Below are 24,392 nucleotides of genomic sequence, written 5' to 3'. Positions count from 1 at the left end.
CCTGACCTGGGCCTTGGCAGGGTCCCTGCCGGGTTCGGTCGTCGCCGGACCCGAACCCCGAACCGTCAGCCGGAACCCGGCGAGGCCGGACGGCCCGGTCCGGGTTCCCGCGTAAGGATCACAGCGGTACCGGAGCCGACGGAATGCCCTCCGCGGCGGCGGGGCGGGGGACGTAGACCGGAGAGTCCGACTGGTAGAAGAGGTCGATGTCGGCCTCCTCGCCGCCGACGATCAGGGTGTCCCAGGCGCCGCTCTCCTGGAGCGTGTGGAGCGTGGCCAGGTCCAGCTTCGAGAGGTGCTCCCGCAGCTCCTCGTCGGTGGGCATACCGGGCAGGCGGGACGCGAGGCGGTCGCGTATCGCGCCCATGCGCTCCAGCAGCGCGTCGAGGCATTCGTCCTGCGACGCGGGGAGGTCGCCGGCCTCCGGATCCACGCTGCGCGCGATGATGTCCTTGATGGCGCGGGTGGCGCCCTGCTCGTCCGTGGTGACCATGGCGTTCCAGGCCCGGCTCTTGTGCCGGTACTGGAGCATGGACATCGCGGCCTCGTGCCGGATGAAGTCGGCATCACGCAGCGGCTTCCCGTTCCACGCGCGGCTGAGGGAGCGGGCGAGCGAAAGGGCGGAGGCAAGACCGCTGTTCAGGCCGCGCCCCGGCCAGAAGTGCATGGAGTTGGCCGCGTCGCCCAGCAGGAAGCCGTACGTTCCGGGGCTCGTCGGGGTGGGACGGCTGAGCTGCGCGGTGAACCGCGGGCGCTGCACCATGTCCAGCCGGAACGACGTGACCGCGGTGAGGTCGGGCTCGGCCACCCCGAACAGCTTGAGCCCCTGCCGGATCCGCTTCCACAGGGGTGAACTCTGGAGCAGGGCAGGAAGGAAGAGGGTTCCGTGCGTGGGACAGCGGAACTCGTTCTCCTCCTCGTCACGGGTCATCAGGCAGGGGCGGGAGGCGATGCACTGCTCGAAGACCTGGCGGACCGGGTCGATGCCGATCACGTTGCGGGCCTCCTCGCGCGTGAGCCGCATGTTCAGGAAGCCCTCCCCCCTCAGCGAGTTGAGGAGGAACCTGTTCTGCGAGACGGTCAGCAGGACGCTCATCTGGTCGGAGAGCGCGGACTTCACCTTGAGCCCGAGCACCACGTCCTGAAGGTGCTCGCCGTCCAGGGAGTAGACCGTGGTGTCGGCCGCGCCGAACCGGTCGCTGTAGTGCTCCCGCGTGCGGGACGATCCGCCCTCGCAGATCACGAGGACATGTGACTGCGCGGCCTGCTCCTGCTGCTCCGCCGGGTCGAACCGCTTCGGCACCAGGTGGATCCTGGCGTTGTCGTTCGCCAGTTCGAGCAGCCGGTCCTCGATGTAGGCGATCCGGATGTTGCGGGGCGGCTGTCCGTCCACGGAGTCGGGCCCGACGGGCCACATCTCCGCGTACTCGCCCCCGCCGAACAGCGCCGACTGCAGTTCCTCGGGCAGCGCGAGGTACTGGCGGCTCTGGACGGTCACGACCTGCTGGCGGCGGTTGTTCCCCTGGGCCTTGTTCTTCCAGACGACGGTGGAGCCGTCCTCCGTCCACCGCCCGTCGTGGATCGTGACGGAAACACGCTCGCGCAGCATGTTCTCCAACGTCAGCGCGAAGGCGAGGCCCACCGGACCTCCGCCGGTGACCGTGACGTGCAGCACGGTGGGGTCGTCGGAGGCCGCCCCGCGGGGAGCCTCGTCGAGGTGGGAGAGGTCCATGACCGTCTCCATGGCGTCCTGCGACGCGTAGAGGAAGGTCTCGTCGCCGATCCGTATGCAGTCGTCGGGGCGCAGCACATGCCGCGTGATGCGCTCGTCGTTGACGAAGGTGCCGTTGCGGCTGTTGCGGTCGTAAAGGACGAAGCCGGCGTCCTCCTCCACGATTTCCGCGTGCAGACGTGAGGCCTTCTGGCTGACGATCACAACACCGTTGTCGCTCTTGCGACCGAACGTCAGAGGAGCGGAATCAAGAACCACGCTTTGGCCCGAGAAGGGGCCGTTCTGCCCGATGATGACCGATGACACTCATACTCCTTGCGTACGACACCAAACGCGAAGATCGCCCGATCCGTCACTGGCCGGAGGACGTGCCCTCGCCCGTGCCCGTCTCGCACGTCAGCGACACGGGCACGAAGTTGGACTTGCCCTGGAGGGGCGCCTTGAGCTCCACGCCGATCCCGCTCTCGAACGTCCCGCCGCGCGCCCACGTGGTCAGGCGCACCGTTTCCTGCTCGACGTCGTCTCCGCCCTCGGGGAACGCGAGCGTCCTCCAGCCCCCGGCGATCAGGTCGCCGTCCGCGGTCACCCACCGGTAGGAGAGCTGGGCCGGGATCCGGTCCACCGAGAAGGTCGCCGTGAAGGTGGGCGCCTGCTCGTTCGGGGACGGACACGGTCCCGCGTACGTCGTCCGCGAACCCGTGACGTTCACGCCCACCTGGATGCTGTCCCGTGCACCGCCGCCCGAGGCGACCGAGAGCGCACCGGCGCCCGCAGCCGAACCGCCGGCGTCCTGCCGGCCTCCGTCTCCGTCGCTGATGAGCGCGTGCAGCCCGAAGCCCGCCCCGGTCAGCACCAGAGCGAGCAGGGTCGCGCCCGCGGCCACGAAGGTGGTGCGCCGCTTGCGCCGAGGGGAGGCCGGGGACGGCGGGGACGCGGGTGCTGCGGCGGCGACCGGCCCGGGATCCGGGGCCTGCGCGGCCGTCGCCGCCGGTGCCGTGGGGTGGGTGTCCGCGGTCTGCGTGGCCGTCGTCGGGGCCGCGGGGTGGGTGTCCGCGGTCTGCGTCACCGCAGTCGCGGCGGACGGCTCCGCGGCGGGCTCCGGCGCGGGATCCGCGACCGCGGCCTGCGTCACGGAGTCGGGGGGAGACACCTGCGTGGCGGCATCCGTGGCCGACACCTGCGTGGCGGCATCCGTGGCCGACACCTGCGTGGCCGCATCCGTGGCCGACACCTGCGTGGCGGAATCTGCCAGGGCAGTCGCCGAGAGGGAGTCCTGTGCCGCGGTCGCCGTGTGGAGGGATGTCCCCTCGCCCACCAGCCGCAGGCCCTGTTCCGCCTGCTCGGCGCCGAGGCGTTCCTCCGGGTCCTTGCGGAGTAGCCCTTCGATGACCGGGGCCAGGGCGCCGGCCTGGCTCGGCGGCGGCAGCTCCACATCCACGATGGCACGCAGGGTGCTGAGCGGTGTGCTGTTGCGGAACGGCGAGGTTCCCTCAACCGCCGCGTACAGCAACACGCCGAGCGACCACAGGTCCGATGCCGGCCCTGGCGTCTTTCCCAACGCCCGCTCCGGCGCCAGGAACTCGGGCGACCCGACCACCTCGCCGGGCATGGTCAACGCCGAGCTGCCCTCGACCACGGCTATGCCGAAATCGGTGAGCACCACCCGGCCGTCCTTGGCCATCAGCACGTTGGCCGGCTTCACGTCACGGTGCAGCACCCCGGCCTCATGGGCGGAGCGGAGTGCGGCCAGAACCTCGATGCCGATGGACGCGGTGCGTTTCGGGGAGAGCGGGCCCGCGACCTTGAGCAGATCGGCGAGGGACTGCCCGCGAACCAGCTCCATGACGATCCACGGGCGGCTCTCCTCCATGACCACGTCATGGACGGTCACGACGTTCCGGTGCGACACCCGGGCCGCGGCCCATGCCTCACGCTCCAGCCGCCGGTACATCCGCTCGACATCGGGCGCCGCCATTCCACTTGGCGCCCGGACCTCCTTGACGGCGACCTCGCGGTGCAACACCTCGTCGCGGGCGCGCCACACGGTTCCCATACCGCCCTCACCGAGGGGCGACAGCAGGTGGTAGCGGCCGGCGATCACACGCTCGCGGCCCGACTCTTCCGGCACGGTATCCTCATTGGTCATCACTACAGTCCCGACTCGCTCGCGCTGGCGGCTCACTCGGAAGACGGACGGGCCTTCCTGGACACGAGACCGTGTGCGTTCGCAGCGGCGCAACCGTACCGCACGCGACCGAGCCCGGCGTGGGCAAGTAACCCGCGGCGCCGGGACCGTTGTGGGATCCGCGCGCAGGGCCATGGACCTGCTGAACACGTCACGCGGCCGACGGTACGGAGGGGAACCGTATGAGTGCGCTCGCCGGATACCCGGCCGCGGCGGAGGCGGCCGTGGGGCAGCTGGGAAGCGCCGAGGTCGCGGCGGCCTGGGGCGAGCGGAGCGCGCTGGAGGGTATGAGCGTCGGCGCTCTTGCCGGGCACCTCGCGTACCAGGTGCTCAGCGTCACCGAGGCGCTTGAGGCGGCGCCGTCGGGCGGGCCGCCGATCACGCTGCTGGAGCACTACGCGCGCGCCGAGTGGCTCGGCGCGCCGCTGGACGGTGACGCCAACTCCGGTATCCGCGCCAAGGGCGAGGGCATCGCGGCCGAGGGCCCGGCCTGCCTGCACGAGCGCACCCGCGCGGCACTCGCCGAGCAGCGCGCCCTGCTGGCTGACCGCACCGGTGACGAGGTGTTCTTCATGCCGCAGACCGGCTGGGCGCTGCACCTCGACGACTTCCTCGCCACCCGCCTGCTGGAGCTGGCCGTGCACCTGGACGACCTCGCCGTCAGCGTCCGGCTCCCCACGCCCGAGTTGCCCGCCTCGGCGTTCGACCCCGTGCTCGTCCTGCTGGCGAGGCTTGCCGCGCGGCGGCATGGGCAGGCGGCCTTGCTCCGTGCGCTTGCGCGCGTGGAGCGCGCGTCGGCCCCGATCAACGCGATCTGACTCCGTCGGGCGGGCCGGTTCCGGGGCTCGGTCACGCTCGGGCCTACCCCGGCCCGGCCCCTGGCGCGGCAGGTAGTGCCCCTTCGGCCGGTTGGCGGTCTGACGGTCTCGATGCGGTTGCTCGCGCAGTTCCCCCCGCCCCTTTGGTGGGCCAGGGCGGCCCGACGGCCACTGTGCCCCCTTCAGGGGCGCGGGGAACTGCGCGACAAGCCACGACGGAACCGTCAGACCGCCACCGACCCAAAGGGGCAGCCCCTACCGCGGCCAGGGCCACCGGAGGTGCGTGGTGGCCCGTGCCGCGATCGTGGGCACCGTGGGCGCCCGGGCGCCCCGTCTCACTGCTGCCAGTCCACCTCCGGCGACCGGAAGAAGTCGATACCGAGCGCCGTCATACGCGGCCCCTGCGCCGCAAGGCGCACCCTGTACGCGTTCCAGTCGTGTGTCGACGCCGGCGACCAGCCCAGCTCGGCGATGCCGGGCAGCCGGGGGAAGGCCATGTAGTCGATGTCCGCCGAGTCGGTGATGGTCTCCGTCCACAGCGGGGCCTCCACGCCCAGGACGGCGCTCTCGGGCAGCCCCTCCAGGTACGTGCCCGGGTCCCAGTCGTAGGACCGCTGCACGTTGACCAGGCCCGCCCAGTCCTGCCCGAGCGGGGTGTCCTCGGTGTACTTCATGTCGAGGTAGTCGCGGTCCGCCGGGGACATGACGACCTTGGTGCCGTTGCGTGCCGCGTCCACCACCTGCTGGCGCTCGTCGGCGCCGGTGTCGTCGTAGCCCCAGTACTGCGCCACCGCGCCCGGCACCGGATGCGCTCCGGTGAGCTGGTGCCAGGCCATGACCTGCTTGCCGTGGGCGGTGACCAGCGGCTGGGCCTTGTCCATCAGCGTGACGTAGTCGTCGTGGCTGGTGGAGTGCGCCTCGTCGCCGCCGATGTGCAGGTACCGGCCCGGGGTCAGGGCGGCGAGCTCGGAGAGGACGTCGTTCAGGAAGTCGTACGTCACGGGCTTGTTCACGCACAGCGAGCTGAAGCCGACGTCCGTGCCGGTGTAGAGCGGGGGCGCGACGCCGTCGCAGTTCAGTTCGGCGTAGGAGGCGAGGGCGGCGTTGGTGTGGCCCGGCATGTCGATCTCCGGGACCACCTCCACGTACCGGGAGGCGGCGTACCGCACGAGCTCCTTGTACTGGGCCTTGGTGTAGGAGCCGCCCTTGCCGCCGCCGACCTCGGTCGAGCCGCCGTACGTGGCCAGCTTGGGCCAGGAGTCGACCGCGATGCGCCAGCCCTGGTCGTCGGAGAGGTGCAGATGGAGTTCGTTGATCTTGTAGATGGCCAGCTCGTCGATGTACCGCTTGACCTGGTCGACGGTGAAGAAGTGCCGGGAGACGTCGAGCATGGCGCCCCGGTAGGCGAACCGCGGGGTGTCCTCGATGGTGCCGCCCGCGATCTTCCAGGGCCCGGGCTGCCGGGTGGACTTCTCCACGGCGGCGGGCAGCAGCTGCCGGAGCGTCTGCACCCCGTGGAAGAGCCCGCCGGACGCCGCCGCGGTGATGGTGACCGAGTGCCTGTCGCTGGCGAGCCGGTATCCCTCCGTGCCGAGCGCGGTGTCGTTCGGGGCCAGTTCCAGGCGGATGCCGTCCGTGCCCTTACCGCCGACGACGGGCAGCGGGAAACCCGTGGAGCGGCGCAGCACGCCGGCCAGGTAGTCGCCGACCGCCTCGGCCTCCCGCAGGGCGGCCTTGTCCGGCTGGCCGTGCCCGCCGCCGCGGGACGCGTCCGCCGTCTCCTGCGTCCCGCTCACGGCATGCCCGCCGTGACCGCCGTGCCCTCCGTGCCCACCCGCGGTCGCGGCCTGGACGTGGATGGCGGTGGTCCTGGTGATCTCGTAGCCGGTGCCGGCCGGGGTGACGGAGGCGGGGGCGGGCACGATCGCGTCGAGCGGGGTGACGGGGCGCGGGCCCGGGGCCGCCGCCGCGGGCAGGGTCCCGAAGGTGCAGAGCCCGGCCGCCGTGAGCAGGACCAGCGAGCCGAGCAGCCTGGACGTTCCGAAGCGGTGTCTTGTACGCGCTGTCGCCTTCTGGCTCACGGGCGGTTCCCTTCAGCTCGGCCGGTACTGGTGGCGGGCACCCCCGCGCGGCGGTGGCGGACCGTCGCCATGCGTACCGCGCGCCTCACGATCGGTCAAGGTGCAGACCAATACATCCGGGAAAGCAGAACGGGGCGGGACGGGAGTGAGGCATCGCATCATCCGAGATACCGGATTCGTGCCCGGAATCGGGCAGAATTGTTGCGAAAGCCGGGGGCTTACTCCACGATCAACGGGTGCACGACGACCTCGTTGACCACCTGACGCGCAGCACTCCACTCAGCCGGGGCGAGGCCCTGCGGGTGGTCCAGGACGTACTCGCCTACTTCGACGAGACGGCCGAGGAATTCGTGCGCCGCCGGCACCGCGAGCTCCAGGGCCAGGGCCTGGTGAACGCGGAGATCTTCGAGCGGGTCGAGGCCGAGCTGCGCTACCGCGCGGTCGCGCCGCCCGAGCTGTCCCAAAGACAGCTCCGCCGGCTCGTCTACGGCTGAGCCGGCCCGCCGGCGGCCGGGCGCCGGGCGGTACTGCCGGACCGGCCCCGGCGAGCCCACACGGGAAGCAAGCCCGGACGGGAAGCAAGCCCACACGCGAACACAAGCCCACACGGGAACGCAAGCCCACCCCAGGGGAGAACCATATGTGCGGAATCGTCGGATACATCGGCAGGCGTGACGTGGCGCCGCTGCTGCTGGAGGGGCTGCAGCGGCTGGAGTACCGCGGCTACGACTCGGCGGGCATCGTGGTCACGGGCCCGAAGGCCGCCGCCCTGAAGATGATCAAGGCGAAGGGCCGGGTACGGGATCTGGAGGCGCGGATCCCCAAGCGGTTCGCGGGCACCACCGGCATCGCGCACACCCGGTGGGCCACCCACGGCGCCCCGTCCGACGACAACGCGCACCCGCACCTGGACGGCGAGGGCCGCGTCGCCGTCGTCCACAACGGCATCATCGACAACGCCGCCGAGCTGCGCGCCAAGCTCATCGCCGACGGGGTGGAGTTCCGCTCCGAGACGGACACCGAGGTCGTCACCCACCTCATCGCCCGCGGCGAGGCGGAGACCCTGGAGGAGCGCGTGCAGGGCGCGCTCCGGCTGATCGAGGGCACCTACGGCATCGCGGTGCTGCACTCCGCCTTCCCCGACCGCATCGTGGCGGCCCGCAACGGCTCCCCGGTGGTGCTGGGCATCGGGGAGAAGGAGATGTTCGTCGCCTCGGACGTCGCCGCTCTGGTCGCGCACACCCGGCAGATCGTCACCCTGGACGACGGGGAGATGGCCACCCTCAAGGCCGACGACTTCCGCACCTACACCATCGAGGGCACCCGCACCACGGCCTCGCCCACCACGGTGGAGTGGGAGGCCGAGTCGTACGACATGGGCGGCCACGACACGTACATGCACAAGGAGATCTGCGAGCAGCCGGACGCCGTGGACCGGGTACTGCGGGGCCGGATCGACGAGCGGTTCGCCACCGTGCGCCTCGGCGGGCTCAACCTGGACGCGCGCGAGGCGCGGGCCGTGCGCCGGGTGAAGATCCTCGGCTGCGGCACCTCGTACCACGCGGGCATGATCGGGGCGCAGATGATCGAGGAGCTGGCCCGCATCCCGTCGGACGCCGAGCCCGCCTCGGAGTTCCGCTACCGCAACCCGGTGGTCGATCCCGACACGCTCTACATCGCCGTCTCGCAGTCCGGTGAGACCTACGACGTGCTGGCGGCCGTGCAGGAGCTGAAGCGCAAGGGCGCACGGGTGCTCGGCGTGGTGAACGTGGTGGGCTCGGCGATCGCCCGCGAGGCGGACGGCGGTGTGTACGTGCACGCGGGACCCGAGGTGTGCGTGGTCTCCACCAAGTGCTTCACGAACACCACGGTCGCGTTCGCGCTGCTCGCGCTGCACCTCGGCCGGATCCGCGACCTGTCGGTGCGGGACGGCCGGCGGATCATCGAGGGGCTGCGCAGGCTGCCGGCGCAGATCTCCGAGATCCTCGCCCAGGAGGAGCACATCAGGGAACTGGCCCAGGAGTACGCCGCGGCCAGGTCGATGATGTTCATCGGGCGGGTGCGCGGCTACCCGGTGGCGCGCGAGGCCTCGCTGAAGCTGAAGGAGGTCTCCTACGTGCACGCCGAGGCGTACCCGGCCTCGGAGCTGAAGCACGGGCCGCTGGCGCTGATCGAGCCGGCGCTGCCGACGGTGGCGATCGTCCCGGACGACGACCTGCTGGAGAAGAACCGGGCGGCGCTGGAGGAGATCAAGGCGCGCGACGGGCGCATCCTGGCGGTGGCCCACCAGGAGCAGCCGAAGGCGGACCGGACCGTCGTGGTGCCGAAGAACGAGGACGAGCTGGACCCGATCCTGATGGGGATCCCGCTCCAACTCCTCGCGTACCACACGGCACTGGCGCTCGGGCGGGACATCGACAAGCCGCGGAACCTGGCGAAGTCGGTGACCGTCGAGTAAGTGGTGGGCCCCCACGGATGGGGTGACCCTTGGCCGGGGGGCGGCTGCGTCTGCCCCCCTTGGGTCGTTGACGGCCTGACTGTTCACCGTGGCTTGTCGCGCCTACGCGGCGGAGCCTCCCCCACTGCCTCAAGGGCGTGGAAGGTGCCCCCACGACACAGCCCCGCGCCCCTTCCGGGGCGCGGGGTCCGCGTCAGACATCAGGCGTCAGGGAATGACGATGACCGGGCGCTGTGCGCGTCGCGCCAGGCGGCCCGCCACCGAGCCGAAGATGCGGCCGACGATGCCGTGCGTGGAGCCGACGACGATGGCGTCCGCCTCGTACTCCTTGCCGACTTCCTCCAGTTCATGGCAGATGTCGCCGCCGCGCTCGACCAGGATCCACGGCACCTCTGACAGATAGTCCGCGCAGGCCAGTTCGAGCCCGAGGACCTCGGTGCGGTGGTCCGGGACGTCCACGAAGACCGGGGGCTCGCAGCCCGCCCACACGGTGGTGGGCAGCCGGTTGGCGACATGAACGATGATCAGACCGGAGCTTGATCGGTGCGCCATTCCGATGGCGTAGGCGAGCGCTCGCTCGCTCGATGTGGAGCCGTCGAAACCGACGACGACGCCGTGCTTGAAGGCTGGATCGCAGGAATGGCGCGGGTCTTCCGCCGCCAGGGGGTCTGCCGTGGGGTCGGCGACCTGCCGTTTGCGGTCCGCTGGTTCGAAGTATTCGTGACCGGCCATCGGTGTCTCGGCGAAGAAAGTCCTCTTGAGGAGCGGGCGGCTGACGGAATGCGGTTGTCAAGATGTCGAGCGGGATGTTCGCGTGATTCAGCGGCAGTTCGGACCACCGCGGTACCGGACCCATGTCCGGGAATCATCTTCCCAACCCCTTACCCGCAAGGGTACGGCTGCACTCCTCTCGTTCCCAGGTCCTTCCATGCCCCGCCCAGGGCACTGAAGGGTGCTGTGCAGCGGTGCAGATGCGGTGTTCCAGGGAGCATGCATGAGCGAGCGCCCGTCTGGCAATGGTCGCTGCCCGGTACAGCCGGTCAAAGATCCGGCACGTTCCGTGTCCGGTCGGCCGCCCTGCCGCGTTGACCTGCCGGAACGTCATGCACGGGGCATGTTACGAGGGCATACGTGCACGGTGGCGCGGCCAGTTGCCCCGGATGCCGCAGGCGCCGGAGGGCGAGCGGCCCGCTCCGGGGTGACCGCGGGACGGCGCACCGCGCCCATGCGCCTCGCGCGACTCTTTCCGCCCCGCATGGCGCCCCGACACGAGCGCGGGCGCATGCTACGCACATGAGGTAGGTCAGGGCGCACGACGGGAGCGCTCCAACGGGCTCCGGATGCGCCCTCCGAGCCGTCCGCGACTCCCGGGCGGCGCGTGCCGTCCAAGCCATCCGAGCTTTCGAACCTGTGAGCAACCTCTGCGAACTCGGACGGACCGGCGCGCCGGAGCACAGGTGCCATGCGGGCTCTGAGGCGCAGATCCCAGAAGACCGTCCGGTTTGTTAACTCACCGACGGCGATTTTCGGCCAACTTCTCACGGGTGAATTATTCGCCGCCAGAACCCCTCGACCCGCGTGTCCACCAGTAGGGGAAGGATCTCGGGGCGGACTCGCGCCCTATGGGGACCGGCCACGAGCCCGAGGCCCACTTCCCAGCCGGGGTCCCGGAGTGCAACGCTTCGTGATCGAATGCTTTACGCCAAGTTGCCATGTCGACATAGTGGCGGGTGCTGAACTGGTCACCTCGGCACCAACGGGCACAGTAGATTCGATCATGCTTGTCACACGGCGGGGGACTCGTGCAGGACCGAGGGGAAACGTGCAGGAGCGACAGACCCACCAGGTTAGGGGCGACGCGACTACCGAGGGGGGCTTAGGGACATGAGCCACGACTCCACTGCCGCACCCGAGGCCGCCACCCGGAAGCTGTCGGGGCGACGGCGCAGGGAAATCGTCGCCGTGGTGCTGTTCAGCGGCGGCCCCATCTTCGAGAGTTCCATACCGCTCTCCGTCTTCGGCATCGACCGCCAGGACGCCGGCGTGCCGCGCTACCGGCTGCTGGTGTGCTCCGGCGAGGACGGTCCACTGCGCACGACGGGCGGGCTGGAACTCACCGCGCCCCACACGCTCGAAGCCATCTCCCGGGCCGGGACCGTGGTGGTGCCGGCCTGGCGGTCGATCACGGCCCCTCCCCCCGAGGACGCGCTCGACGCGCTCCGCAGGGCACACGAGGAGGGCGCCAGGATCGTCGGCCTGTGCACCGGTGCCTTCGTGCTGGCCGCGGCCGGGCTGCTGGACGGCCGCCCTGCGACCACGCACTGGATGTACGCACCGACGCTGGCCAAGCGCTACCCGTCCGTCCACGTCGACCCGCGCGAGCTCTTCGTGGACGACGGCGACGTGCTCACCTCCGCGGGCACGGCCGCGGGCATCGACCTGTGCCTGCACATCGTGCGCTCCGACCACGGCAACGAGGCCGCGGGCGCGCTGGCACGCCGGCTCGTCGTACCGCCGCGCAGAAGTGGAGGCCAGGAGCGCTACCTGGACAGGTCTTTACCAGAGGAGATCGGCGCCGACCCGCTCGCCGAGGTCGTCGCCTGGGCACTGGAGCACCTCCACGAGCAGTTCGACGTGGAGACGCTGGCCGCGCGGGCGTACATGAGCCGCCGCACGTTCGACCGGAGGTTCAGGTCGCTGACAGGGAGTGCTCCCCTCCAGTGGCTGATCACCCAGCGGGTGCTGCAGGCGCAGCGGCTGCTGGAGACCTCCGACTACTCGGTCGACGAGGTGGCGGGCCGCTGCGGCTTCCGCTCGCCGGTGGCCCTGCGCGGGCACTTCCGGCGCCAGCTCGGCTCCTCCCCCGCCGCGTACCGGGCCGCGTACCGGGCCCGCAGGCCCGGCGGTGACAAGCCCGCGGAGCCGCATCCTGAGGGCCTGCCCTCGGGCGCGCGCCGCGCGGGCGCCGGGTCTCCCGGCACGGGCGCCTCGCTGACCGGCGAGAACGGCCGCGGCCAGGAGGCGTACGCACGGCCGAACGTACCCGGCCAGCGGACCGACGCCGAGCGATCGGCATCGGGACGGGTCTGACCCCCGCCCCACCCCGGGGCACGGGCGCCCCTTCACAGGACGCCCCTCCCGGGGTGCCCCGCCGGTCCGGGGTGGCTTCGGCTGCATCCGGACCAACGGCCACCCGCGGTTGCTCGCGCAGTTCCCCGCGCCCCTCCTTGGCACAACCCGACATCAGGGCGCGCCCCGAAAGGGGCGCGGGGAACTGCGCAACCAGCCACAACGCAACCGGCAGACCGCCACCACCCCAAGGGGGCAGCCCCTGCCGCCCCAGGGCCACCGGCCCACGGCGAAACCGAACGTCTACGCGCCCCGAAAGGGGCGCGGGGGAACTGCGCAACCAGCCACAACGCAACCCGCAGACCGCCACCACCCCAAGGGGGCAGCCCCTGCCGCTCAAGGCCCACCGCCCACGGTGAAGCCACACATTCCCCGCCCCGAAGGGGCAGCCCCCGGCCGGGCCCAGGCCCACCGACCGGTAGACGCACACCACCGCTTCGGATCCTCGCGCCCCGGAAAGGGGCGCTCCGCGTAGGGTAGGCCGCATGAACGATCGCATGGTCTGGATCGACTGCGAGATGACCGGGCTCTCGCTGACGAAGGACGCGCTCATCGAGGTGGCCGCACTGGTCACCGACTCGGAGCTGAACGTGCTCGGCGACGGCGTGGACATCGTGATCCGCCCGCCGGAGCCGGCACTGGAGACGATGCCCGACGTGGTGCGGCAGATGCACACCAGCTCGGGCCTGCTGGAGGAGCTCGCCGACGGCACCACGCTCGCCGACGCCCAGGAGCGGGTCCTCTCCTATGTCCGCGAGCACGTCAAGGAGCCGGGCAAGGCCCCGCTGTGCGGCAACTCCGTCGGCACGGACCGCGGCTTCCTGGCGCGCGACATGCCCGACCTGGAGCAGTACCTGCACTACCGGATCGTGGACGTCTCCTCCGTCAAGGAACTGGCCCGCCGCTGGTACCCGAGGGCGTACTTCAACAGCCCGGAGAAGAACGGCAACCACCGCGCCCTCGCCGACATCCGCGAGTCCATCGTCGAGCTGCGCTACTACCGCGAGGCCGTCTTCGTACCGCAGCCCGGACCCGACTCGGACGCCGCCAAGGCCATCGCGACACGGCACGTGCTCCCACCGGAGTGAGCATTGCCGTGTACCTGCGGTACGGCAGGCAGGGCGCCCCGAAAAGCCGTGCGTGAGCACTCGCCGGGACCCTGTACACTTTTTCTCGTCCGGAAGGGAGCCCGCCGTCGTGGACGGACAGGGTGAACACCGGTCGCGGTGGGTGTAGCTCAGCTGGTAGAGCACCTGGTTGTGGTCCAGGATGCCGCGGGTTCGAGTCCCGTCACTCACCCTCTGGGGAGAGGCCCCTGACCTGCGGATTCGCAGATCAGGGGCCTCTCTGCTGTTCCCTCCGGCCAGACCCCCGGAGCCCACGGCGACGGGCACGGCACGGACCGTGCAGGTGGCCCAGGTGGGGGAGCCGGTCCCGGGAGCCGGCCCCTCCCCCTCCGAGGCCCCCGGAGTCCGGTTCAGTCGGCGGTCGACGCGTCAGCCGGCAGTCGAGAGGAAGTCGCGGAAGACGCCCTCCGGGTCCTCATGCGCGTTCGACGAGAACTCCTCGAAATCCATGTTGGCCAGTTCGAGGTTGGCATGGATCGAGTGGACACCGCTCGGCACCGTGCGGAATTCGCGTCCGAACTCGACCATGGCCTCGTACGCCTCGTCGTCGTCGTCGATGTCCTCCCGGGTCAGGGTGGTGACCGCGAGCAGGGCGTGGTGGCCGGCGCGCATCGTCGTGCCGTCGGCGACGAACACCACGCTGAGCTGGTTCCACAGCTCCTCCTCGGCCGATATCGCCGCCAGGATCGCGTCCGTGTCGGCGCCGTCCAGCTCCGGCGCGTCGACCACGTCGTAGGACTCCGCGGGGTCGTCGTCCTGGGAGGAGCTGTCCAGCTCCGCGGTCACCTCCCGCCACGCGGCCTCGTCCGTGAAGTCCGTCCTGATGATCACGGCTGAGAACTCGTTGCGCTCCGACAGCCCGGACAGCGCCACCATCGTCACCACTCCTCGAAGAATTCGGTACTCCCGATCCGCCGCAGAAGATAGCGAACGGCAGTGACATCGAATCCCGCAGGCACGACCGTCACGAGGGGCGATCGGTGAAGGCGGTCGTTCCGACGACGGTCAGCAGGCGCAACTGCTCCGCGGCCTCTCCACCGGCCTGCGGGGAGTACCACACCAGCCGCTGCCTGCCGTCCTCGCTCAGCATGCCCGTGCACTCCAGGTCGATGACCCCCAGTGCCGGATGCCGGACCTGGTGGCTGCCGGACCGCCGGACCCGCACGGCGGCCTCGTTCCACAGCGTGGAGAACTCGGCGCTGCCGGCACGCAGGCGTTCGACGAACCCGTTGACGCGCCGGTCGTGCGGCCGCCGGCCGCTCGTCGCGCGCAGGTCGGCGACGTAGGCCCGGGACACGCCGGGCTGAACGTCGAGCGGGTACCGGGCACGGGCGGTGTCCGGATCCAGGAACCACCGGCGCACCTGGCTGTCCTCGGGTCCGGTCGAGAGGGGCTCGTCGAGCAGCGCGACGGCGAGGTCGTTCTGCGCGACCAGCTCGTAGAGGTCGGTGAACAGCTGCGCGGGAATGCCGGTGAGGTGGTCGAGCAGGCTGAGCACCGCGGCCTCGACGTGGGCGCCGGGGCCGTGGTCGGAGGGGGCGGCGATGCCGGCCAGGCGGAAGAGGTAGTCCCGCTCGTCGTGGTCCAGCCGCAGGGCCCGCGCCAGCGCCGCGACCACCTGGTCCGACGGGTTGCGCCCGCGGCCCTGCTCCAGCTCGACGTAGTACTCGACGGAGATCTGTGCCAGTTCGGCGACCTCGCCCCGGCGCAGCCCCGGCACCCGGCGCCGGGCGGACTCCGCCCGTCCGACGTCCAGCGGACTGATCTGCGCCCGGCGTGCCCTCAGGAACGCGCCCAGCTCGTTGCCGGCCATACGGCGACGATAACCGGTCCGGCGCGGCCGAGGGTGGTGCCGCCGACCCTACGTTCGAGGGCCGCTGGCTGGTCGCGGCACGCCGGTCGAGCATGGCGGCGTCGACACCGTCCACCGCAGGAGCACGCATGCTGACCTTCGACACCGCCCGCCGGCTCGCGGACGCGGCCCTCGCCGAGGGAACGCGTCGCCGAGCGGCCCCTCTGACCGTCGCCGTTCTCGACGGGGGCGGGCACGAGGTCGTGGTGTACCGCCAGACCGGCTCGGGCATCGCGCGGCCTCAGATCGCCACGGGGAAGGCGTGGGGAGCGCTCGGCCTCGGCTTCAGCTCCCGGGGCGTCGCCGGCGCCGCCGCCCGCTTCCCCGAGTTCTTCAACGCGCTGGCGGCTACCGGCGGCAGGGTCGTGCCGGCACCCGGCGGCGTCCTGCTCCGGACCGGCGAGGGCGACATCGTGGGCGCGATCGGTGTCAGCGGCGACAACTCCGACGTGGACGAGGCCTGCGCCATCCTCGCCGCCACCCAGGTCGGGCTCCAGCCGGAACCTCCACTTCCGGCAGGCGGGTGAGCCTCGCATGGCTCCCCATCAGCTCGACGCCGACCGACGCGGATGGACGGGAACGGACGCGGCTCCTCGCGGACCGGCGCGGACCACCGGACCGACCGGACCGACGCCGACCGATGCGGACCGACGCCACCCGACGCCACCCGGCGCCCATGGAATAACAGCCACGCCGCGGCTGTCCGGAGTGCGTCACAAGGAGGAACGATGCACATCCACGAGCTCGGCCACGTCGTGCTTTTCGTCAAGAATCTGGAGCGCTCGGCGCATTTCTACCCGGACGTGCTCGGATTTCGCGCCCTGGAGACACCGGAGCGGATGCGCGGCTCGGTCATGGCGTTCTCGACCGGGCGGACGCACCATGAACTGCTGCTCATCGAAGTCGGGGAAGGCGCGCGGCGGCGATGGCCCGGCCGAGCGCGTGGGCGCGGCGCGGGGAGGGGATCGGCGGCAGGTACGTGTTGACGAGGAGAGGGACGACCGGCACGTCCCTCTCGCCGAGCACGTACGTCAGCGGGGTAAGGAAGGCGTGCCCGAGCAGGGCGTCCTGGGAGTACGTGAGGTCGAAGTCCCGCTCGATCACCCCGTGCAGGATCCTCGTCGCCAGCCCCGTGTCGACGCGGACGGTCTTCTGCTGGTCCATGTAGTGCGCGGTCACGTCCGGCGACAGCACCAGCGTGAACGCCGGCACGGCCTCCAGCCAGAACGTCTCCAGGTGGTCGAGGCCGATCAGGATCACCGCGTCCGGCCTGGTCTCGGCGAGCACTTCGCCGAACCGTTCGAGGACAGCCGTACTGCGGTCCAGCTTGGCCATGTCCTCGTGCGGTGGACGGCTGAGCAGTTGGGGTGCGTGCACGACCGCTGCGGCCGCGACGATCTCCGCCATGGCGACTCCCGTTCTTCCCGTTGCGCTGGCGGAACGCAGACAGGTCGGCAGGCGGAGCTATTCCCCAGGGTGCCCGGCCTTCTCCGGGGGACGAGCCCGAACGGGTCGACGGTGCGGGTGAGTTCGTCGGGCCCGGGGGGTGCGGAGCCCCCCGGGCAGCCGGTACCCGCCGTTGTCGCTACTCCCGCAGGAAGGACTGCAACATGGCCGTCACTTCCTGTGGCTTCTCCTCCGTCACGAAGTGTCCCGAATTCTTCAGGACTCGTGCCTCGACATCTACGGCGTAGTCACGCCATTGGTCGGCGACCATTTCACCGAGCGAATCCTGGCCGCCGACCGCGAGTATGGGCATCTGAAGTTTGCCCCGGGCCAGGAACTCCTTGTTGTGCTGGATGTCCGTATGGAGCGCACGGTATACGTTCATCCAGGCCGTCGTGCGGCCGGGTTCCTTCAGATAGTGGGCGTAGAAGTCATAGTCCGACGCGGTGAACGGCGACTCGTTTCCCACCAGGAACTGGGTGATCATGTCCTGGACGAAGACGCGCTCGTGACCGTCGATGAGGCGTTCGGCGAGGGGCAGCTGGAACAGGCCGTAGTGCCAGACCGCGGGTTGGTTCGGGTCGGCGTTGAGAACGGGGAAGCTGTAGACGTTCTCATCCGGGATGGGCGCTTCCATCACGGCCATGCTCCGCACCTCTGAGGGCCATTGCGCCGCGTAGTCGTAGGCCACCCACACACCGATGTCGTGGGCGACCACCTGGACGCCGTCGTTGAGCCCCAGCTGCTTCAGCAGCTCATGCACGTCCTTCGCCAACTGCGCCGCATGGTAACCATCCGTGGTGACCTGGGAGTTGCCGGTGCCCCGCAGGTCGACCGCGATCACGGTGTGCGTCCGGGAGAGCTGGCCCATCTGCTTCCGCCACTCGGCCCAGGAATGGGGGAACCCGTGGATCATCACCACGGGTGAACCTTCGCCGCCCCGCATGTAGTGCATGCGAAAGCCATTCACCTCCGCGTATTCGGACTGGAAGCCAGGGGGTGGCTGCGATTGCGGGTAGGACGACGGTGACTGCGCCGTCACGGAGCCGTCCCCGCCGCTCTCGCCCCGTGATCCCGAGCTCGAAGTCGTGGAGGCCGCCAGAGCAGCGGTGACCGCGAAGAGCCTTTTGACGTGTCCTGTTCCGATGCCCATTGTTCACCTACCTGGAGTCGGTGGCTCGATATGCGTCACCAGACGGGTGAGTACGGCGAGGCGACCCACTCGGTCATCTCGCTTTCCATGCTAAGCGCCCGAGGCGGCAGCCAGGCCATGGCCGCCGCCGAGACCGCCACGGCGCCGTTTGCGTGCGGTGTGGTGCCGCTTTCCCCGCGTAATCGGCGGTTCGGCAATAGCAGAAATAGTTCGTCCTGGTACGTTTTGCGGGCGGATCCAAGGCTCACCGATCGAAGCGCTGCCGGGGCGGGGACCAGACAGGGGAAGGTGCCGGATGAAGGCCATTGTGGTTACGGATCAGGCCGCTGGAACGGCCGGTATGAAACTGGCGGAGCGTCCGGAGCCGGAAGCGACACAGAACGACGTCCTCGTCGAGGTGTACGCATCGGGGTTCACGCCCGGCGAGTTGACGTGGCCCGGAACCTGGACCGACCGGCTCGGCCGGGACCGCACCCCCTCGATCCCCGGCCACGAGGTGGCCGGCGTCGTGAGCGCCCTGGGCTACGGCACCCGGGGCCTGTCGGTGGGACAGCGGGTGTTCGGCCTCGCGGACTGGACGCGCGACGGCACCCTCGCGGAGCGTGTCGCCATCGAGGCGCGCAACCTCGCGCCGCTCCCCGGCGACGTCGACTTCACCGTGGGTGCGAGCCTGCCGATCTCGGGCCTGACCGCGTGGCAGGGGCTGTTCGTGCACGGCCGGTTCCAGGCGGGCCAGAGCGTCCTCGTGCACGGCGCGGCCGGCGGCGTCGGCTCGATGGTGGCCCAACTCGCGAAAGCAGCCGGCGCATACGTCATCGGCACCGGACGCACCGCCGACCGGGGGACCGCACTCGACTTCGGTGCGCAGGAGTTCGTCGACCTCGACCACGACACCCTGGAGGACGTCGGTCAGGTGGATCTGGTCTTCGACGTGATCGGTGGCGACATCGGGAGGCGTTCCGCGGGTCTGGTCCGCGCCGGCGGAATGCTGGTGACCATCGCCGGACCGGCGGAGGCCCAGCCGGCCGAGGGCCTGGCGGTGGATTTCGTCGTCGAGGCCGATCGCGCACAGCTGGGTGAGATCGTCCGGAGGGTTCAGGACGGGCGGCTGCGGACCAACGTCGGCAACGTGACGACCCTCGATGATGCCGTCGGGGCCCTCAATCCGAAGCACCGGGCCAAGGGGAAGACGATGGTCCGCGTTCGCCGGTAAGGACGCAGACGAGGACACCGGTATTCGGCATCGACGACGTCGTTGCGAGCGGAAGATGTCACGTCGGCGACAGCAGATTCGGAGAGGTACTCGATGAAGGCGATCGTGGTGACGGACAAGGCGTCCGGAACCGCAGGCATGCGGCTGGCGGAGCGGCCCGCCCCGGACACCGCGAGGCTCGCCACCCTCGACGGCGCGAACTACGGCGACGTGGTCGTTGAAGTCCATGCGTCAGGGTTCACCGGGAACGAGCTGGAATGGCCCTCGACCTGGGTCGATCGCCGTGGCCACGACCGCACACCGGTGATCCCCGGCCACGAGCTGGCCGGCGTGGTCACCTCGCTCAGCTACGGAACGACGGGGCTGTCGGTGGGGCAGCGCGTGTTCGGCCTCACGGACTGGACCCGCGACGGCAGCCTCGCGGAGTACGCGGTCGTCGAAGCACGCAACCTCGCGCCGCTGCCGGGCGACGTCGACTTCACCGTGGGGGCGGGCGTCGCGATGACGGGCCTGACCGCATGGCAGGGCCTGTTCGATCACGGCCGCCTTCAGGCCGGCCAGAGCGTCCTCGTACACGGTGCGGGCGGCGCCGTCGGATCCATGGCGGCCCAGCTCGCTCACGAGGCCGGCGCGCACATCATCGGTACAGGTCGCGAGGCCCACCGCCGCGCCGCGCTCGATTTCGGCGCCCACGAGTTCGTCGACCTCGAGAACGAAGACCTGAAGGCCGTCGGCAAGGTCGATCTTGTCTTCGACGTCTTCGGCGGAGACATCGGGAAGCGGTCCGCGAGCCTGGTTCGGGCCGGGGGAACGCTCGTGACCGTCGCTGGGCCCCCTGAGGAGCGCCCCGCCGAGGGCCTGGCCGTCGACTTCATCGTCGTTTCCGATCGCACCCAACTGGGCGAGATCGCCCAGCGGGTGCGGGACGGACGCGTGCGGGCGCACATCGGCAAGGTCGCGACTCTCGACACCGCCGTTGCCGCGTTCAATTCAACGGAGCGAGTCGCGGGCAAGACGGTCATCCGAGTGCGTCCGTAGGCCGCGCCTGTCGAACAGCAAGTCGGAAGACAAAGTAAGAGCCAGGAAGAATCAGGAAGGGCCAGGACCAGGGCCGGATCAGGCGGCGATCGAGTGCCGGCCGCCCGGCCGCCTTCACCGGTGAGCGGCCAGCACTGCCGCGAGCCCCTCTTGCAGGTCCTTGACGAAATACTCGGGAACCTCCAGCGACGGGAAATGTCCGCCGGTCCCGGGTGACCTCCATCGGACGATCTGCCGGTACCGCTCCTGCGCCCAGGGGCGCGGACACTTCTCGATGTCGCGGGGATACATGCTGATCGCCGAGGGGACGTCGACCCGGAGTCCGGGATCGAGCGAGTTGTGGCTCTCGTAGTAGATGCGGGCCGCCGACGCACCGGTCCGCGTCAGCCAGTACAGGGTGACGTCGTCGAGAACCCTGTCCCTGGAAATCCTCTCGAAAGGGCTGTCCTCGGTGTCCGACCACTCGGCGAACTTGTCGAGGATCCAGGCGAGAAGCCCGACCGGTGAGTCGACGAGCGAGTAGCCGATGGTCTGCGGCCGGGTCGCCTGCTGCTTCGCGTACGCCGCGCGGTGGCGCCAGAAATCGCGGGTTTCCTCGGTCCACTTCCGCTCGACCGCCGTCAGCCCGTCCGTCGTCAACCCGGGTGGTGCCTGCGCGAGCGTGGTGTGGATGCCGAGAACGTGGTCCGGGAACCTGCCGCCGAGGACCGTGGTGATCACGCCTCCCCAGTCGCCGCCGTGGGCCGCGAACGTGCTGTAGCCGAGCCTTCCCATCAGTTCCACCCATGCGGCCGCGATCTTCTCGGTTCCCCAGCCGGTGGCGGCCGGCTTGTCGCTGTAACCGAAGCCGGGCAGCGACGGGACCACGACGTGGAACGCCGGCGCGCCCGCGTCCTTCGGATCCGCCAGCTCGTCCACCACGTCGGTGAACTCGGCAATGCTGCCCGGCCAGCCGTGCGTCAGGATCAGAGGAGTGGCGTCCGCGCGCGCGGATCGGCGGTGCAGGAAGTGGATTCCCAGACCATCGATGGTCGCCCGGAACTGGCCGATCCGGTTGAGGCGCGCTTCGAACGACCGCCAGTCGTACCCGGTGCGCCAGTAGTGCACGACATCGACGAGGTCGGCGAGCGGAACGCCCTGTTCCCAGCGGCGAGGGCCGGGCGCGGCGCGATGGACCGTCTCGGCCTCCGGTAGCCGCGCCGCGGCCAGTCGCGCGCGCAGCTCGTCGAGGTCGGCGTCGGTTGCGTGGGCTTCGAATGCTCGCACGTCACTGCTCGGGCGGGGCATGGGACCTCCTGGCCATCGCGGCACTGGCTACGGCCCCTCGGGAACCGGCTAAGACGGTTCTAGCATGCCTTCACGCCGGCCAGCAACCGGCTAAGGTGGTTCCATGCGTGCCGGCTTCCCTGACTTCCGCCTCGGCAACGTGCTGGCGACCAGCTTCACGGGGACCCTGTCGGAGCGTCACGGCAACGCCGTGGAGCGCATCCCCACGCCGCAGCGACTCGTCGACTGGCTGGCGGTGAACGGCCTCGCCGTGGACTCCTGCACCCCTGCCCAGCTCGACCTCGCACGGGAGCTGCGGGAGTCGATCCACGCCGTCGCGACAGCGGCCGCGCTCCAGAACACCCTCCCGGCGTCCGCCGTCCAGGTCATCAACGACCGCAGCGCCCAGGGTCGGGCCGCGGCGATCCTGACGCCCGAAGGCAAGCGGCGATGGCGGCTCGGCTCGGCCTCCTGCGTGGAGGACGCCCTCAGCGTGATCGCCGCCGACGCGATCAGCATCATCGCGGGCGAACGGGACGGAAGGCTGGCCTTGTGCGCATCGCCGACCTGCCGAGCCGCCTTCTTCGACACGAGCCAGAGCCGCACCCGCAAATGGTGTGACATGAACACGTGTGGAAATCGCCAGAAGAAGGCGCGCTTCACCGCCAACCAGCGCAAGAAGCCCGGATCGGTGGAGTGATCCGAACAGGACCCCGCACAGGGCCTGCCGGTCCGGCATCCGCGGACGCTCGGGACGAGGGCGCCGATACCGCGGCGGCCGCCTCCGGTGCGGGGGCCGCTTCCGACGGGTTCTGCCTCCGGCGCGAGGACCGCTTCCGGCGCGTGGTCTGCCTCCGCTGCGGGACCGCTTCCGACGCGGGGTCCGCTTCCGGCGCCGGAACCGCCTCGTCGGACAATCTTGCTGAACACCCCGTACGCCGTCCGCCGCACTGGTAGAAGAACGGTTCCATGTCCACCGACGAGTTGCCCGCTATATCGCCCTGGATACCCAGGGCCGGGGCCCTCCTGCCGGCCACCGCCCGAGCCTTCCTGCGCCGCTATGGCGTGCCCCTGTGCGCGCTGGCGGTCACGGCTCCTTTGTACGCGGTGTGGGCGGGGTTCCTGGCGACCGGTGGGGGCGACCTGGCGGCGCAGCTCGCGTGGGCGCGGTTCGCCGCGCAGGCCCCGTCCTCCGCGTACAACCTCTTCTGGTACGCTGGCATGCACACCGCCAACTACAGCCTCATATCCCCGTACTTGATGGCCGCGGCGGGTGTCAGGACGGTCAGCGTCGCGGCGGGTCTCGCGTCGTCCTGGTTGGCCGGCCTGCTCATGGTGCGCACCGGCATGGCGAGGCCCCTGTGGCCCGCGCTGCTCGCCGCCGTCTGCCTGTGGTGCGACGTCGTGTCCGGCAGGACGACCTTCGCCCTCGGCACGGCGTTCGCGCTGGCGGCGTGTCTCGTGCTGGCCGGCGGCACCGCCCGCCCCGGGCTCGCGGCGCTGTGGGCGGGGCTGGCCACGATGGCGAGCCCGGTGGCGGGCCTCTTCCTGGCGGTGGCGGGCGGCGCGTGGCTGCTGTGCCGGGACTGGTCCAGGGCACTGCCCCTGCTGTTGCCGCCGTCGATGGTCGTCGCCACGACGACGCTGCTCTTCCCGTTCCAGGGCGAGCAGCCCATGCCCGCCGACCGCATCTGGCAACCGGCGGGCCTGGCCCTGGCGACCGCGCTGCTCGCGCCCCGCTCCTGGCGGGTGTTGCGGTGCGCCTCGGTGGTCTACGCGGCCGGGGTCGTCCTCGTATATCTCGTTCCGTCGCCGATAGGCACCAACGTGGAACGCCTGGCGGAACTCGCGGCACCCGCGGCCCTGCTCGCCTGCCTGCTGAACCTCGCCCCCGCCCGGCGGCGCGCCCTGCTGCTCGTCCCGCTCGCCCTGTCGTCGCTGTGGCTGGCGCAGAAGACGCAGGACGACATCTCCGTATCCACCACCGTGCCGCCCTGGGCCGCCCACACCAGCGGGGTGATCCGGGAGCTGGGGCACCTGCGGGCCGACCGCACCCGGGTCGAGGTGGTGCCGGCGCGCAACCACCGCGAGGCCGACCTCCTCTCGGCCCACGTGGACACGGCCCGCGGCTGGAACCGCCAGCTGGACGTGGTCCGCGGCCGGCTGTTCTACCGTCCGGACCCGTCCACCGCCGCCTACCGCGCATGGCTGGACCACTGGGCCGTCGGCCTCGTCGTACTCCCGCACGGCCAACCGGACGGCCCCGCGGAACGGGAGGCCGCCCTCGTACGGTCCCACCCCGGCTGGCTGACCCGGGTCTGGCACGACCCCTACTGGAGCGTCTACCGGGTCGAGGACGCGGTACCGCTGGTATCGGGCGCCGCCGCCACCACGGTCACCTCCGACGCCTCGCACCTCACCGTCAGGGCCGGCCACAAGGGCAGCATCACCGTGCGCGTCGTGTACTCCCGCTGGCTCCACGCGAACGGCGGCGCCTGCGTCCGGGCCACGGGCGACTGGGTACGGCTGGTGGTCCCGGCGCCCGGGGAGTACCGCATCGGATCGGAGTACCGATTCCCTTGGCAGAACGCCTGCGAGCAGGCGGAGGCGACGGGCACGCCGACACGGTAAGACCGGCACGGCAAGGGCGACGGCCGCCCGCCGGCCTGTTCGTCCACGGATCCGTCCCCGTTGGCCCGAAGAGGTGCTTGGCGCGGATTCACACGAGCCCGGAAGCCCCCACCACCCCGACCAGGGGCGCGGGGAACTGCGCAAACACCACGACCGGCCGGCAGACGAACACGAGACCACCAGCCCCAACCACCCCCATCAGGGGCGCGGGGAACTGCGCAAACGCCCCCCACACACCCGCAGCCGAACCACAACCCTCGCAA

General features: G+C 70.7%; 20 protein-coding genes and 1 tRNA gene. 12 read left to right on the top strand and 9 right to left on the bottom strand.

What is annotated here, in order from left to right; genetic code table 11:
* Positions 1-118: 118 nt before the first annotated feature.
* Entirely contained in the window at positions 119-2,038 is a 1,920-nt protein-coding gene (locus Sm713_RS14190; protein ID WP_212909987.1) for an FHA domain-containing protein, read from the bottom strand.
* A 46-nt stretch (positions 2,039-2,084) separates the two neighbouring features.
* Entirely contained in the window at positions 2,085-3,878 is a 1,794-nt protein-coding gene (locus Sm713_RS14185; RefSeq protein WP_212909986.1) for a serine/threonine-protein kinase, read from the bottom strand.
* Between the two features lie 221 nt (positions 3,879-4,099).
* Here Sm713_RS14185 and Sm713_RS14180 point away from each other — a divergent pair, with 221 nt between their 5' ends.
* Positions 4,100-4,735 (top strand): maleylpyruvate isomerase N-terminal domain-containing protein, encoded by a 636-nt coding sequence (locus Sm713_RS14180; protein ID WP_212909985.1) that lies wholly within the window; start codon positions 4,100-4,102, stop codon positions 4,733-4,735.
* 335 nt (positions 4,736-5,070) lie between these two features.
* On the opposite strand, the gene Sm713_RS14175 is transcribed toward Sm713_RS14180, so the two are convergent.
* A complete protein-coding gene (locus tag Sm713_RS14175; RefSeq protein WP_249416287.1) occupies positions 5,071-6,816 on the bottom strand; it encodes a beta-N-acetylhexosaminidase in 1,746 nt (581 codons plus the stop codon).
* Positions 6,817-7,052: 236 nt separating this feature from the next.
* On the opposite strand from Sm713_RS14175, the gene Sm713_RS14170 reads away from it, so the two are divergent.
* Positions 7,053-7,310, top strand: a complete 258-nt coding sequence (locus Sm713_RS14170) for a hypothetical protein (protein ID WP_212909984.1) — start codon at positions 7,053-7,055, stop codon at positions 7,308-7,310.
* A 146-nt stretch (positions 7,311-7,456) separates the two neighbouring features.
* Positions 7,457-9,274, top strand: coding sequence for a glutamine--fructose-6-phosphate transaminase (isomerizing) (glmS, locus tag Sm713_RS14165; protein WP_212909983.1), 1,818 nt, complete (start codon positions 7,457-7,459; stop codon positions 9,272-9,274).
* A gap of 207 nt (positions 9,275-9,481) precedes the next feature.
* On the opposite strand, the gene Sm713_RS14160 is transcribed toward glmS, so the two are convergent.
* Positions 9,482-10,006, bottom strand: coding sequence for a universal stress protein (locus tag Sm713_RS14160; RefSeq protein WP_212909982.1), 525 nt, complete (start codon positions 10,004-10,006; stop codon positions 9,482-9,484).
* A 1,152-nt stretch (positions 10,007-11,158) separates the two neighbouring features.
* Here Sm713_RS14160 and Sm713_RS14155 point away from each other — a divergent pair.
* From Sm713_RS14155 to Sm713_RS14145, 3 genes are all read left to right on the top strand, one after another.
* Positions 11,159-12,364, top strand: a complete 1,206-nt coding sequence (locus tag Sm713_RS14155; RefSeq protein WP_212909981.1) for a GlxA family transcriptional regulator — start codon at positions 11,159-11,161, stop codon at positions 12,362-12,364.
* Between the two features lie 524 nt (positions 12,365-12,888).
* Positions 12,889-13,491 (top strand): oligoribonuclease, encoded by a 603-nt coding sequence (gene orn / locus Sm713_RS14150; RefSeq protein ID WP_212909980.1) that lies wholly within the window; start codon positions 12,889-12,891, stop codon positions 13,489-13,491.
* 138 nt (positions 13,492-13,629) lie between these two features.
* Positions 13,630-13,702: transfer RNA gene (locus Sm713_RS14145), tRNA-His, on the top strand.
* 197 nt (positions 13,703-13,899) lie between these two features.
* Here the strand turns inward: Sm713_RS14145 and Sm713_RS14140 are convergent.
* Both Sm713_RS14140 and Sm713_RS14135 read right to left on the bottom strand, forming a co-directional pair.
* Positions 13,900-14,406 carry a hypothetical protein gene (locus tag Sm713_RS14140; protein ID WP_212909979.1) on the bottom strand — a complete coding sequence of 169 codons (507 nt, stop codon included), beginning with the start codon at positions 14,404-14,406 and terminating at the stop codon, positions 13,900-13,902.
* Between the two features lie 88 nt (positions 14,407-14,494).
* Positions 14,495-15,343 (bottom strand): helix-turn-helix transcriptional regulator, encoded by an 849-nt coding sequence (locus Sm713_RS14135; RefSeq protein ID WP_212909978.1) that lies wholly within the window; start codon positions 15,341-15,343, stop codon positions 14,495-14,497.
* A gap of 128 nt (positions 15,344-15,471) precedes the next feature.
* Here Sm713_RS14135 and Sm713_RS14130 point away from each other — a divergent pair, with 128 nt between their 5' ends.
* Together Sm713_RS14130 and Sm713_RS41660 are read left to right on the top strand one after the other, a co-directional pair.
* Positions 15,472-15,909, top strand: coding sequence for a heme-binding protein (locus tag Sm713_RS14130; protein ID WP_212909977.1), 438 nt, complete (start codon positions 15,472-15,474; stop codon positions 15,907-15,909).
* A gap of 42 nt (positions 15,910-15,951) precedes the next feature.
* On the top strand, positions 15,952-16,368 hold the full coding sequence (locus Sm713_RS41660; RefSeq protein ID WP_374195983.1) for a VOC family protein: 417 nt from the start codon (positions 15,952-15,954) through the stop codon (positions 16,366-16,368).
* On the opposite strand, the gene Sm713_RS14120 is transcribed toward Sm713_RS41660, so the two are convergent.
* On the bottom strand, positions 16,277-16,789 hold the full coding sequence (locus Sm713_RS14120; protein WP_212909975.1) for a hypothetical protein: 513 nt from the start codon (positions 16,787-16,789) through the stop codon (positions 16,277-16,279). The two genes, Sm713_RS41660 and Sm713_RS14120, sit on opposite strands and share 92 nt — an antisense overlap.
* A gap of 178 nt (positions 16,790-16,967) precedes the next feature.
* Positions 16,968-17,870, bottom strand: coding sequence for an alpha/beta fold hydrolase (locus Sm713_RS14115; protein ID WP_249416286.1), 903 nt, complete (start codon positions 17,868-17,870; stop codon positions 16,968-16,970).
* Between the two features lie 406 nt (positions 17,871-18,276).
* Here Sm713_RS14115 and Sm713_RS14110 point away from each other — a divergent pair, with 406 nt between their 5' ends.
* Both Sm713_RS14110 and Sm713_RS14105 read left to right on the top strand, forming a co-directional pair.
* A complete protein-coding gene (locus Sm713_RS14110; RefSeq protein ID WP_212909973.1) occupies positions 18,277-19,194 on the top strand; it encodes an NADP-dependent oxidoreductase in 918 nt (305 codons plus the stop codon).
* Between the two features lie 93 nt (positions 19,195-19,287).
* The gene (locus tag Sm713_RS14105) at positions 19,288-20,232 is read left to right on the top strand and encodes an NADP-dependent oxidoreductase (RefSeq protein WP_212909972.1); all 945 of its coding nucleotides are present in this window, start codon (positions 19,288-19,290) and stop codon (positions 20,230-20,232) included.
* Positions 20,233-20,346: 114 nt separating this feature from the next.
* Here Sm713_RS14105 and Sm713_RS14100 read toward each other — a convergent pair whose 3' ends face one another.
* Positions 20,347-21,519, bottom strand: coding sequence for an epoxide hydrolase family protein (locus Sm713_RS14100; protein WP_212909971.1), 1,173 nt, complete (start codon positions 21,517-21,519; stop codon positions 20,347-20,349).
* Between the two features lie 103 nt (positions 21,520-21,622).
* Here Sm713_RS14100 and Sm713_RS14095 point away from each other — a divergent pair, with 103 nt between their 5' ends.
* Together Sm713_RS14095 and Sm713_RS14090 are read left to right on the top strand one after the other, a co-directional pair.
* Complete coding sequence (locus tag Sm713_RS14095) at positions 21,623-22,198, top strand: ABATE domain-containing protein (RefSeq protein WP_212909970.1); 576 nt, start codon at positions 21,623-21,625, stop codon at positions 22,196-22,198.
* A 269-nt stretch (positions 22,199-22,467) separates the two neighbouring features.
* The gene (locus Sm713_RS14090; protein WP_249416285.1) at positions 22,468-24,129 is read left to right on the top strand and encodes a hypothetical protein; all 1,662 of its coding nucleotides are present in this window, start codon (positions 22,468-22,470) and stop codon (positions 24,127-24,129) included.
* Positions 24,130-24,392: the final 263 nt, after the last annotated feature.

This window comes from Streptomyces sp. TS71-3, from assembly GCF_018327685.1.
In the GTDB taxonomy this organism is placed as follows: domain Bacteria; phylum Actinomycetota; class Actinomycetes; order Streptomycetales; family Streptomycetaceae; genus Streptomyces.
The sequence above is the reverse complement of the archived record's forward strand: the minus strand, read 5'-3'. Positions and strand labels throughout refer to the sequence as shown.